Source organism: Corallococcus sp. CA053C (assembly GCF_003611675.1).
Taxonomy (GTDB): Bacteria; Myxococcota; Myxococcia; order Myxococcales; family Myxococcaceae; genus Corallococcus.
The window spans coordinates 1-12,587 of the sequence record NZ_RAWA01000293.1 but is presented as its reverse complement, the minus strand read 5'-3'; the positions used below and the strand labels follow the sequence as shown (position 1 = coordinate 12,587).

The 12,587-nt window shown below is 71.0% G+C and carries 7 protein-coding genes; 4 read left to right on the top strand and 3 right to left on the bottom strand.

Going from position 1 to position 12,587, the window contains the following annotated elements; all coding sequences use genetic code 11:
* Positions 1–221: 221 nt before the first annotated feature.
* Entirely contained in the window at positions 222–1,916 is a 1,695-nt protein-coding gene (hflX, locus tag D7V97_RS30240) for a GTPase HflX (RefSeq protein WP_120614104.1), read from the top strand.
* Positions 1,917–2,352: 436 nt separating this feature from the next.
* On the top strand, positions 2,353–4,458 hold the full coding sequence (fusA, locus tag D7V97_RS30235) for an elongation factor G (protein ID WP_120614103.1): 2,106 nt from the start codon (positions 2,353–2,355) through the stop codon (positions 4,456–4,458).
* A gap of 66 nt (positions 4,459–4,524) precedes the next feature.
* Here fusA and D7V97_RS30230 read toward each other — a convergent pair whose 3' ends face one another.
* Positions 4,525–5,367, bottom strand: a complete 843-nt coding sequence (locus tag D7V97_RS30230) for an SDR family oxidoreductase (RefSeq protein WP_120614102.1) — start codon at positions 5,365–5,367, stop codon at positions 4,525–4,527.
* A 107-nt stretch (positions 5,368–5,474) separates the two neighbouring features.
* On the opposite strand from D7V97_RS30230, the gene D7V97_RS30225 reads away from it, so the two are divergent.
* Together D7V97_RS30225 and D7V97_RS30220 are read left to right on the top strand one after the other, a co-directional pair.
* Entirely contained in the window at positions 5,475–6,497 is a 1,023-nt protein-coding gene (locus D7V97_RS30225; RefSeq protein ID WP_120614101.1) for an AraC family transcriptional regulator, read from the top strand.
* Positions 6,498–6,707: 210 nt separating this feature from the next.
* Positions 6,708–7,976: an RNA polymerase sigma factor gene (locus D7V97_RS30220; RefSeq protein ID WP_120614105.1), complete on the top strand. Its 1,269-nt coding sequence runs from the start codon at positions 6,708–6,710 to the stop codon at positions 7,974–7,976.
* Between the two features lie 73 nt (positions 7,977–8,049).
* Here the strand turns inward: D7V97_RS30220 and D7V97_RS30215 are convergent, their stop codons facing one another.
* Complete coding sequence (locus D7V97_RS30215; protein WP_120614100.1) at positions 8,050–10,251, bottom strand: DUF4082 domain-containing protein; 2,202 nt, start codon at positions 10,249–10,251, stop codon at positions 8,050–8,052.
* A gap of 203 nt (positions 10,252–10,454) precedes the next feature.
* A partial coding sequence (locus tag D7V97_RS30210; protein ID WP_233583318.1) for a hypothetical protein occupies positions 10,455–12,587 on the bottom strand: 2,133 nt, incomplete at its 5' end.

The window sequence follows — 12,587 nt, the reverse complement described above, 5'->3', positions numbered from 1 at the left end:
GCCGGGGAGGCCACTCCGGCAAGGCGCCTTCGCAGAAAGGACGGCGGGGCGGCGGCAGGCGGCGGCGCTGAGCGGACGCCCGGGCTGGCGGAACACCGGCCCTGGAGACGGCCTGCGCGGGTGCGTGCGGCGCGGCCGGCCGGGCACGCCCCCGTGTCCGGGAGTGTCTAGCCTTACTCGCAGGGACGCGGCGCCGCGCTCCACTCGCAAGGAGGACGACCATTCCTGCCATCCGCGGAAACATCCTGGGATTGAAGCCGAGCCAGTTGAAGCGCCTGGAGGCGACCTACCGGCGGCGGGTGCTGCCGGGCGAGGTGGTGAGCCCCGAGCTTGCCCGTCACCTCACGGAACTCTCCGTCGAGACGGGCCGGCAAGTGGGCGTGCTCATCACCCGACGCGGCGACATCGAGCACGTCATGGTCGGGGATGCCTTCCAGCTGGAGCTGCCGGAGCTGGGACGCCTGCGCGCGGGCGACACCCGACTGCGCGGGCTGCGGCTCGTCCACACCCACCTGAAGGACGAACCGCTCACCCCCGACGACCTCACGGACCTGGTGCTGCTGCGGCTGGACCTCGTCTGCGCCATCGTCGCGCAGCCCGAGGGGCTGCCGGGCAAGGTCTACCTGGGCCAGCTCGACCCCGACGCCACCGGCCCGCGCGCGAAGTTCTGGAAGACGCAGATGGCCCCGGACATCCGCGCGCTCGATGTCGACCCCGTGGCCGTGGCCGAGGAGCTGGAAGCGGCGTTTGGCCGTGCCACCGCCGGCCGCGAGGTCGCGGTGCAGGGGAGGGCGCTGCTCATCGGCGTGGCGCTGGAGGGCCGGGGTGTCGCGGAGGCGTCCATGGCGGAGCTGGAGGAGCTGGCGCGGACCGCGGGCATCCAGGTGCTCGACACCTCCATCCAGACCCGCAATCAAATCGACCCCCGGTATGTGATTGGCCGGGGGAAGCTGGAGGAGTTGAACCTCCGCGCGATGCAGCTGTTCGCGGACCTGCTCGTCTTCGACCACGACCTGACGCCGGCCCAGGCGCGGCACCTCGCGGACCAGACGCAGCTGAAGGTCCTGGACCGCACCCAGCTCATCCTCGACATCTTCGCGCAGCACGCGCACAGCGCGGAGGGCCGGCTCCAGGTGGAGCTCGCGCAGCTGCGCTACCGGCTGCCACGGTTGGCCCAGCGCGACGAAGGGCTCTCCCGGCTGATGGGCGGCATTGGCGGACGCGGCCCCGGTGAGACGAAGCTGGAGGTGGACCGCCGCCGCGTGCGCGACCGCATCAACATGCTGGAGAAGCGCATCGATGCCCTGAGCGCGAGCCGGCAGGTCCGGCGCCAGCAGCGCGTGCGGCATGACGTGCCCATCCTCTCCATCGTCGGCTACACGAACGCGGGCAAGTCCACGCTGCTCAACCACCTGACGGACTCCGACGTGGTGGTGGAGAACAAGCTGTTCGCCACGCTGGACCCCAGCAGCCGCCGGCTGCGCTTCCCGCGCGACCGCGAGGTCATCATCACCGACACGGTGGGCTTCATCCGCGCGCTGCCCCGGACGCTGGTGAGCGCCTTCCGCGCCACGCTGGAGGAGCTGACCGACGCGGACCTGCTGCTGCACGTGGTGGATGCGTCGGACCCCGCCTACCCGCTGCAGATCGAAGCCGTGGAGCGCATCCTCCGGGACCTGGACCTGCACGAGGTGCCGCGCCTGCTCGTCTTCAACAAGTGCGACCTGCTGGAGGGCGGCGTGGGCGGGCACTCGGCGCACGTCAACGCGCAGTCCCGGCACGGCATCGCCATCAGCGCGCAGACGGGCGAAGGCATGACGGACCTGCTGCTGCGCATCGAGGAGCTGCTCTGGCAGGAGGGCAAGTCGCTCACGGCGAGCGGCCAGTCGTTTCAGCAGGAACATCCTCCCCACTGAGGGCCGGAAGCCCCCGTTCCCTCCCCGACACCCCACGGTGGCTGCATTGACAACGTGGGGTGTCTGTCTTATTTCAAGTCCGTCATGAGGCCCGTCTCCTTCCACACCCTGCCGTGCTCGAGCGCCATCGCGCCGACGGCGGACGTGCGCCTCGCCCCCCGTCACGAGGTTCTGCTCGATATTTGAGCAGGCGGACCGGTGTATTCCGGTACGCGGGGTGGCTGGTTCCCGTGTGCCGTGAGTCCTGGTTCCGCCGACAGCTCCTGGCCGTGTCTTCATGTGTCCTCACGCGTTCCTGAGCGGGCCTGACGTGCCCCTCCGGTGTGCCACGCGTGCGTGCGCCTGAAGCCTTCCGCCGCTGCCTTCCCTTTCACACCACCAGCGCCATGCAAACGCACCCGCGGGCCTCGCTGCCCGACGGGAACAGGAGTCCTTCATGTCCCGCACCACGCGCATCGAGCGGTACCGCAACATCGGCATCATGGCCCACATCGACGCGGGCAAGACGACGCTCACCGAGCGCGTCCTCTTCTTCACCGGTCGCATCCACTCCACGGGAGAGGTGCACACGGGCTCCACGGAGATGGACTGGATGCCGCAGGAGAAGAAGCGCGGCATCACCATCACCTCCGCGGCAACCACCGCGTTCTGGTCTCCCCGGCACGGGCGCGTGGCGGGCGTGCCCCACCGCATCAACATCATCGACACGCCGGGCCACGTGGACTTCACCATCGAGGTGGAGCGCTCGCTGCGCGTGCTCGACGGCGCGGTGGCGGTGTTCGACGCGAGCCAGGGCGTGGAGCCCCAGTCGGAGGCGGTGTGGCGCCAGGCGGACCGCTACCACGTTCCGCGCATCGCGTTCGTCAACAAGATGGACAAGGTGGGCGCGGACTTCGCCATGAGCGTGAAGTCCATGGAGGAGCGGCTGGGTGCGCGCGCGGTGGCCGTGCAGTGGCCCCTGGGCGACGGCGCGGACTTCCACGGCTTCGTGGACCTGGTGCGCATGCGGGCCGTGCGCTTCGAGGGTGAGGAAGGACAGTTCAGCGACGAGGAGCCGTTGTCGTCGGCGCTGCGCGAGGAGGTGACGCCGCTGCGGCTGCGCCTCATCGAAGCGTGCGCGGACGTGGACGCCGTGGTGTTGGAGAAGTTCGTGGAAGGGCGCTTGGAAGACATCACCGCGGAGGACCTGGAGCGCGCGTTGCGTTCGGGCACCCTCTCGCGAACGCTGGTGCCCGTGCTGTGCGGGTCGGCCTTCAAGAAGAAGGGAGTGCAGATGCTGCTGGATGCCGTCGTCAACTACCTGCCCGCGCCTTCGGACCTGGCCGCCGTGGAGGGCTGTGTCCCCGGCACGGACGAGCGTGTGTCCCGTCCCGTGTCGGACGCGGCGCCCCCCAGCGCCCTGGCGTTCAAGCTGATGAGCGACAAGTCCGTGGGCGGCATCGTGTTCCTGCGCGTGTACTCGGGGACGCTGCGCGCGGGCACCGTCCTGCTCAACCCCGCCACCGGGCGGCGTGAGCGGGTGGGCCGCCTGATGTTCATGCACGCCAACCGCCGCGAGGAGGTGGCGGAGGTGCATGCGGGCGACATCTGCGCGGCGCTCGGCCTCAAGGGCGTGCGCACGGGCGACACGCTGTGCGATCCGGCGGAGCCGGTGGTGTTGGAGGCGTTGGGCGTGATGGAGCCCGTGGTGCAGCTCGCCGTGGAGGCGCGCTCGCCCGGGGAGTTGCCGAAGCTGGAGGAGGGACTGCAGAGGTTGGCGGCGGAGGATCCGTCGCTGCGCGTGGGCGTGGATCCGGAGAGCGGCCAGGTGCTGCTGTCCGGCATGGGAGAGCTGCACCTGGAGGTGGTCGTGGACCGGTTGAAGACGGAGTTCGGGGTGGAGGCGCGCGTGGGACAGCCGAAGGTGGCGTACCGCGACACGCTCCGGCGCGCGGTGCGCCAGGAGTACCGCCACGTCCGCCAGTCGGGCGGGCCCGGACAGTACGCCCGCGTGGTGCTGGACGTGGGTCCGGCGCCGCGAGGCGCGGGGTTCGTCTTCGTGGATGACACGAAGGGCGGCACCATTCCCCGGGAGCTGATTCCGGCGATTGAGAAGGGCGTGGCCGGGGCGCTGGCGCGGGGCGTGCGGGACGGCGTGCCGCTGGTGGACGTGGAGGTGCGGCTGGTGGATGGAGACACGCACGTGAAGGACTCCACCCCCCAGGCGTTCGCCATCGCGGGTTCGCTGGCGCTCCAGGAGGCCGCGAAGCGCGCGGGCGTGCAGCGGCTGGAGCCGGTGATGGACGTGGAAGTCACCACGCCGGAGGAGTCCCTCGGCGAGGTGCTGGGGGACCTGTCGGCGCGGCGGGGGAGGGTGTTGGGAATGGAGGCGAAGGGGACGTCGCGGAGCGTGTCCGCGCGCGTGCCCATGGCGCGCCTCTTCGGTTACGTGACGGCGCTGCGAGGCCGCACGCAGGGACGCGCCCAGGCCAGCATGCGCCTGGGGGCGTACGAGCCGGTGCCCGACGCGGTCCCCGCGTCTGTCGCTGAAGCGCGGGTGTGACGTGAACAGGCGGCCCCGGAAACCCGATGGATGGGTTTCCGGGGCCGCTGTGCGTCGGGTCGTGTTTCAGGTGAGCCGCTTGCCCATCTGCTGGAGCAGCGCGTCGCCCGTCGCGTCCTGCGTCTTGAGCGCGAAGACGGCGCGCATGGCGTCGGAGGTGATGTAGCGCAGGTGGGGTGCCTGGGCGGTGGCGGCTTCGACGATGAGCTTCGCGATGTCGTCCGCGGACTGGCCTCCGCTCGCGTACAGCTTCGCGGACTGCTGCATGTAGGCGGCGAGCAGGCCTCGATATACCTCCGGCGCGTCGCCCTGCGTGCCGTTGCCCGTGGCGCGCACGTTGTTGACGAACTCGGTGTTCACCGGCCCCGGCTCCACCAGCGAGACGTGGATGCCCAGCCGCGCGGCCACGGGCGCGAGCGCTTCCATGAAGCCCTCCACCGCGAACTTCGCCGCGCAGTAGGCGTCGTTGAAGGGCTGGCCCACGAGCCCGCCGATGCTGCTCAGGGAGATGATGCGCCCCGAGCCCTGCTCCCGCATGGCGGCGAACACCGCCTGCGTCACGCGCCACACCCCGAAGAAGTTGACCTCCATCGTGCGCCGCAGGGCCTCCTCGGAGGTCTGCTCCATCGTGCCCAGGTAGCCCGCGCCCGCGTTGTTCACCAGCAGGTCGATGCGGCCGTGGGCCTGGAGGACGTCCTTCACGCAGCCCTGGACGGAGGCGTCGCTGGACACATCCAGCGTGCGGACGTGGAGGCGCACGCCCTCGGCGGCGGCGCGGGCCTTGAGGGCCTCCGCGCGGGTGCTGTCGCGCAGCGTGGCCACGACCTCGAAGCCCTGGTGCGCCAGGAGGACGGCCGTGCTCAGGCCGATGCCGGTGGACGTGCCCGTGACGAGTGCGATGGGTGCCATGATAGGTTGCTCCAGACGTGGCGCCGTGGACGGCGCGTGCGAGGCCCAGGGTTAGCACCGGGCACGGCGCCGGGGACTGACCCCACGCGCCAGGGAGTTGACCCGCGATGCCACCGACCTCCCGAACGCGGGTGCAGCTGCCCCGCTCCTTCTGCGTCTCCCTGCGGGAGGCGGGCGTGGACCTGGACGCGATCGCGCGGCGGGTGGGCGTGGCGTCCGCGGCGGAGCACATGACGCTGGCGCAGTCGGATGCGTTGCTGGACCAGGCGCTGCTGGCCGTGAAGGATCCGTCGTTCGTGCTCACCGCCACCGCGCGGCTGCGCCCGGAGCTGTTCGGCGTGGTGGGGCTCGCGGCCATGGCGGCGCCGGACCTGGGCACCGCGCTGGCCCGCCTGGAGCGCTACAAGCGGCTCTTCTCTTCGGACACGCTGGAGGTCACGCGCACTCGCGAGGGCGCCCGCATCCGCCTGCACCTGGGGCGTCCGGATCACGCGTCCGCGTCCTTCCGCGCGGAGCTGGAGTTCACCTTCCTGGTGGCCTTCAGCCGGCGGATGACGGGCACCCAGGTGGTGCCCCTGCGCGTGGAGCGGCGCGGGCCTCCCGTGGCGCACCGGGGGCGCAGCGAGGCGTTCCTGGGCGTGACGGTGAGCTACCGGCAGCCGCAGGACGTGCTGGTGCTCTCCGCGCTGGACCTGGCGCGTCCGCTGCTGAGCAGCAACCCGGAGCTGGCCGGACTCTTGGGGCCGCGCGCGGAGTCGCTGCTACAGGAGCGCGGCAACGGCGACGTCGTGGGCCAGGTGCGCGCGGTGCTGCGCCGCATGCTCCACGGCGACGAGCCCACCCTGGATGCGGTGGCGCGGGCGCTGGGCATCAGTGCGCGCGGCCTCCAGCGGCGGCTGTCGGAGGCGCGCACGTCCTTCGTCACGCTGCTGCGCGAGGTGCGCTGCGACGTGGCGTGTGAGCACCTTGCCGGGACGGACATCGACCTGGCGGAGCTGTCCTTCCTCCTGGGCTTCTCCGAACCGAGCGCATTCCACCGGGCCTTTCGGCGCTGGAGGGGCGTGACGCCCGCGGACTTCCGCCGCGCCTCGCGGGCCCCTGTGCAGGGCCGGAGCACGGGCCGCGCCTGAGCGGTGGGCTTCGGCTCGGGTGTCGCGTGTCCTGGGCCGTCCATGCTTGCCTGTCAGGCCGGCTGGGAGGCGCTGCCCGTTGAACGCAGGGACTGGCGGGGGGTGGGATTGTTCCCCGGAGGTGTCTCCTCCCCTGGCCACGTCCTGAAGCGTGAGGGCCCGGGTCGTCCGGGCTTGCACCGGTGGACAGAGGTGATTGAGTCCGCCGCCGTGACGGACGACACCCAAGCACAGCGCGCGGTCCACGCGGTCTGGAGGATTGAATCCGCGCGGCTCATCGCCGGGCTCGCGCGCATGGTGCGCGACGTGGGGCAGGCGGAGGAGCTGGCGCAGGACGCGCTCGTGGCCGCGCTGGAAAAGTGGCCGGTGTCGGGCGTGCCGGACAACCCGGGCGCGTGGCTCATGGCCACGGCGAAGCGGCGCGCCATCGACGAGATGCGGCGGCACAAGCTGCTGGCGCGCAAGCACGAGGAGCTGGGGCACGAACTGGAGGAGGCGCAGACGCCGGACCTGGATGCGGCGCTCGACGACGACGTGGGCGACGACCTCTTGCGGCTCGTCTTCACCTCGTGTCACCCGGTGCTGTCGCCGGAGGCGCGGGTGGCCCTCACGCTCCGGTTGCTGGGAGGCCTGACGACAGAGGAGATCGCCCGCGCGTTCCTCGTCCCGGAGCCGACGGTGGCCCAGCGCATCGTCCGGGCGAAGCGGACCCTGGCGGAGAAGGGCGTCCCCTTCGAGGTGCCCCGGGGCGAGGAGCTCGCCACGCGACTGGCCTCGGTGCTGGAGGTCGTCTACCTCATCTTCAACGAGGGCTATTCCGCGACGGCGGGGGACGACTGGATGCGCCCCGGGCTCTGCGAGGACGCGCTGCGCCTGGGCCGCATCCTGGCGGAGCTGGTGCCGAACGAGCCGGAGGTGCACGGGCTGGTGGCGTTGATGGAGATCCAGGCGTCGCGGGCCCGGGCGCGCGTGGGGCCCTCTGGCGAACCTGTCCTCCTGTTGGACCAGAACCGCGCACAGTGGGATCAGCTCCTCATCCGCCGGGGCCTCGCGGCGCTGGAGCGCGCGGAGAAGCTGGGAGGCGCGCAGGGCCCGTACGCGGTGCAGGCCGCCATCGCCGCCTGTCACGCGAGGGCAAGGACGCCGGAGGCCACGGACTGGCAGCGCATCGCGACGCTCTACGCGGTGCTCGCGCAGCTCGTGCCGTCACCGGTGGTGGAGCTGAACCGCGCGGTCGCGCTCTCGATGGCCTTCGGTCCCGAGGTGGGCCTGGAGCTCGTCGAACAGCTCAAGGCGGAACCCTCGCTCAAGAGCTACCACCTGCTGCCGAGCGTGCGAGGCGACCTGCTCCAGAAGCTGGGACGCCTCCAGGAGGCCCAGGCGGAGTTCAAGCGCGCGGCCTCGCTCACGCGCAACGCCCGGGAGCAGGAGTTGCTACTGGCCCGCGCCGCGGCGTGCACCCGCGAGCGACCTTCCTAGTCGCTGCACTTCGCGGTTCTCAGGCGCAGGGGAACGGCGGGCCTCAATGCCCGCCGTCCCCGGCGTCACACGTTTACGGCCGAGGCGACAGCTGAATGTTGTCGATGTTCGTGTCCCAGCCGTTCGACGTCGCGATGCTGAACACCGTGCAGGGCTGCAGCCAGTTCGTCACCACGTGCGTCACCTGTCCCGCCGTCAGCGGGAACGTGCGGGTCGGCAGGTCGAGGCAGCTCAGGGTGAGCGTCGCGCCGGTGTCCCAGGTGAACGCGTCCAGGCCGATGACGTACCGCTGGCCGAACACGGAGAGCCCCGCCTGGGTGATGCCGCCGCCGTTGAACGAGATGCTCTTCGTGTCAAACCCGCCCCACGGTGATGCGAGGTACCACTTGTTGGTCAGGAAGTGCATCGGGCCGTGCGGGCCGTTGAAGACCACGTCCGCTCCGTCGAAGGCGTCGAAAGTGAGGACGTTGGTGGACGGACCCACGACGATGGGCAGGCTGCTGGTGTTGTTGCCCGGCACGGAGTCCGTCTGCGCCGACGACACGGTGGCCACGCTCTGGAACGTCCCGGAGCTCATCGGGATGGCCGTCACGTGGATGGTGGCGCTCGCGCCCGCCGCCAGACTGGGCATGTCGCACTGCAGGTAGCTGCCGAAGTAGCAGCCACCGCCGACCGGCGTGGCCTCGTAGAAGAAGTAGCTCAGGCCGGTGGGGATGGGGACGTCGAGGACGACGTCGGTGGCGGCGCTCGTGCCGTGGTTCGTCACGGTGATGTCGTAGAAGAGCGCGTCACCGTTGGCGCCCGCGCCCGCCGGGAAGGACTGCTGCACGGAGAGGTCCACCGGGGACGTGCCGCCGGAGGTCGCGGGCACGAACGTGACGTCCACCCAGAAGTTGGTGTTGAGCCATGCCTCCGTGGGGAACGCGCTGCCATTGAGGTTGCGCACCCCGTTGCCGCCCGCCGCGACGGTGGACGGCGCGTGCAGGGGCGGCACGTCCACGCCCGCGGTGTTGAAGTAGTTCGTCGTGATGGCGTAACGGCCCCCCGTCGCGAAGTACGACACGACATAGGTCGTGTTCGCGGTGAGGCTCACCGGCGTCGGGAACGTCAGCTCCCGCCAGCCGAAGCCGGTCTCCGCGGGCGTCTGAGCGGTGGTGGCCAGCAGCGCGCCCGTGGCGCTCCACAGGTGGCCCACATGCGGCCCGTTGTCGGTGCTGCCCTTGTAGTAGCGCACCTTCGTCAGCGTGCCCGCCACGTCCGTGCGGAACTTCACGCCCACCTCGGCGGGGGTGGTGTCGGCGTTCTCGAACTGGGGGTTGCCCGTCACTTCGTTCCACAGGCTGCACGGGTTGCAGGCGGTGTTCGCCAGCGTGGTGGCGGTCGCGGTCGCGGAGGCCACGCTCACGTTGCCGGCGGCGTCACGGCCGCGCACCGTGTACGAATAAGCGGTGGCGGGCGTCAGGCCGGTGTCGCGGAAGCTCGTGGTGGTGCCGGGCAGCTCCGCGATGAGCTGGCTGCCCCGGTACACCAGGTGCGCGCGCGCGTTGCCCTGCACCTCGCCCGAGCCGTCCACGGAGGCGTACCAGGCCAGGTCGATGGCGGTGGACGAGTTGGGCGTCGCCACCACGTGGGTGGGCGCCGTCGGGGGCGTGGTGTCGTTGGGCTGGAAGGCCACGTCCACCCAGTAGTTGCTCGCCTGGAAGGTGTCGGTGGGAAGGCCGCTCGTGCCGTAGTGGTAGAGGCCGTTGCCGCCCGCCGTCCCATCCGCGAGCGCGTGCAGGGGCGGCGCATCCAGCGCGGAGGCGAAGCCGTTGCTCGTCACCGCGTAGTGCCCCGCGGGTGCGTAATACGAGACGACGTAGTTCGTGTCCGCCGTGATGGTCACCGGCGTGGTGAAGCGCACCTCCTGCCAGCCCGAGGCCGTCTCACCCTGGAAGGTGGCGGTGGCGAGCCGCGTCCCCGCCGCGTTCCACAGGCTGCCGGTGTGCGTGCCCGTGTTGCCCGCGCCCTTGTAGAAGCGCACGCCCATGATGCGGCCGGGCGCGTCGCTGCGGAAGCGCACGCCCAGCTCCACCGCGGCGCTGTCATTCGCGGCCGCCACGGCCGGCACCGCGGTGGTGGCGAAGAGCGAACGCTCACCCGTCAGCAGCGGCTGCGCGGCCTCCTCGGTGCTCGGGGCCTCCGGAGCTGCCGGCTGCGAGGGACCACAGCCCGCCTGTACCCAGGTGAAACCCACTACCAACGTCGTGACCCAGCGCGATGCATGTCGAAGCACTTGGACTCCTTCGGTTTGAAGACAGGCGGTCGTTCTCACATCTGTCGTTCTGGAGTCGAGTGTTTCACGCGAGGGTGACACGTCTGTGATTTCAGGGGACGTAGAGGATTCTGGCGAAAGGCCATGCGCATCCGCTGGGAGCGCGTGCCGTCCGTTCCCGGCGGAGTGGGTGTCACACGGAGCGTCCGTGTGACACCCACGGCTCAGGTCGTGGGAGCCAGGCCGTTCTCGCGGATCCACGCGGCGGCGGCCTTCAGGCTGTCCGGGTACCTGGGCGTGATGGCGCGGCTGGGATCGAGCACCTGGATGGAGCTGGCGCGGCCCCGCTGGTTGAGCTTGCCGTCGTCACCCACCCAGAGGCTGTCGCTGCTCGCGGTCTCCTTGAAGATGCCCGTGTCCTTGTCGACGTCCACGCGGTGGGCCACGTGGATGAATGCATCCAGGTGTTCGTCGTCCTGTTGCGACAGGTGCTGGAGCAGCGCGGCCGGCGTGACGTCGAGCGTCTTCGCCACCTGTTGAATGAAGGGCCCCACGTTGGCGCGGTCCGACGTCAGGTCATCCAGCTTCTTCGCCGCGTTCTCCGGCACACCCGCGGCCTTGAGGAACGCCTGGGCGTCGCGCTCGTCGGCGTGTTCGGCCTGCTTGCCCTTCACGGCGTCGACGATGAAGCCGCCCACGACGCCGCCCGCCACCAGGAGGGCGCCGACGATCTGGCCCGCCACGGGGACGGCCTGGATGGCGGTGGCGGCGGTCAGCGCGGCGCCGCCCACGGCCGTGAGGGTGCTGGTGATGCCCTTGCCCGTGTCGCCGTTGGCGAAGCTCACGCCGGCCTGGACGAAGTCCGCGACCACGGAGAGGGGGCCCGCGAGCTTGCCGCCCACGGAGCTCACCTTGCCCAACCCGGAGCCCACCTTCGAGGCGAGCGAGCCCGTGGTGGCTGTCTGGCTCAGTACCTCCCCCGCGAGCTTCGTCCCATCCGCGCCCAACTGGAGCGCGCCACTCGCGGTCTGGAGCGCGACCGCCGCCTTCTCCCGGCCCTTCGGATCAATGGCGCCCGTCACCACGCTGAACCCGGAGAGCGCGACCCCCAGTCCACGGAAGGCCTGTCCCGCGGGCCGGTCCGGGGCGAGGCCCGGGACGAGCGGGGTGGTGTCCTTGAGGGTCTTCTGGAGGTCGGCGATGCCGTTGGGGGCGCCCGCGGCGAGGTCCTTGAGGTTCTGGCTGAGGAGGGCGGCGTCCTGCGCGGAGACGCCGAACAGGTCGTGCGTCTTGCGCAGGCCATCGAAGACCTGCGAGGCGCGGGCGGGGTTCGTCTTCGCCTGGGACAGGATGCGCACGCCCGCGGCCTTGGCCACCACCATCGCGGCGCTCTCCGCCAGCGTCTTCGCGTCCTTCGCGTAGCGCACGCCCTCCTTGGCCTTGGTGAGGAACGACTTGCCGCCCGCGCCTTCCTTCTCCAGCGCGTCGCCGAGGGCCTTCTGGCCCGCGGGGGTGTCGCCCAGCTTCTGGACCTGCTCGTAGGCCTTGTTGGATTCGTCGCCCAGGTCCTCGTGCAGGTCGGAGCGGCCCTGCGCATTGCCCACGCCCTCCAGCGCGGCGGACAGCTTCTGGCTCTTGTCCTCCAGCTCCGCGTACTCCGGGTGACGGGCGCGGTAGGCCTCGGCGCCGGCCTCCACCTGCTTCATGTCGAGCGCCCCGGAGAACCCCGTGGTCAGTCGGGCCAGCTCCTCGTTGAGGCCCTCGGTCTTCTTCAACGCCTTCTCGAAGTCCTCGCGCGCGTCGCGGATGCCCTCGGTCGTGGCCTGGCCCACGTTCTCCGACGCCTTGGGCTTGCCCGCCTTCTTCAGCGCGTCCGACAGGGCCACGCCAAAGGTGGCGCCGTGCCCGTCCTTGATGCCGTCCTTGACGGCGCGCGACAGCCCGTTCTCCTTCTTCGTGTGCAGGTTGATGTCCGGGATCTTCGACGCGAAGGTGGTCGCGAGCCGTTCGCGGCTGTAGTCGGTGAGCCCCTCGGAGGCCTGGGTGAGGCTGGCCACGGTGCCCTTGACGACGTCGGCGTCGGGCCGTCCGTCCTCCAGCGACGTCACCCGGCCGAACTCCTGGATGGAGGGCAGGGACGCCTCGATGAGGGCGGCCTGCTTGCCCGGCTCCTTGCCGAAGCCCGCGAGGCTGCGGCGCAGCTGCTCCGCGCCTTCCGCGACACCGCGCTGCGTGGCGGCCGCCACCTGCTTCGCCACGTCCGCGACGCTCGGGGTCCGCGATCCGTCGCTGGGGGGCTTCACGGACGCGTCGAAGGAGTCCCGGAGAATGGCGGTCCTCGGCGCGGGAGGCGGAGC

Excerpts from the sequence above, each read along its gene's own strand:
- fusA (WP_120614103.1), top strand. The coding sequence starts at position 2,353 with ATGTCCCGCACCACGCGCATCGAGCGGTACCGCAACATCGGCATCATG.
- D7V97_RS30230 (WP_120614102.1), bottom strand. The coding sequence starts at position 5,367 with ATGGCACCCATCGCACTCGTCACGGGCACGTCCACCGGCATCGGCCTG.
- D7V97_RS30225 (WP_120614101.1), top strand. The coding sequence starts at position 5,475 with ATGCCACCGACCTCCCGAACGCGGGTGCAGCTGCCCCGCTCCTTCTGC.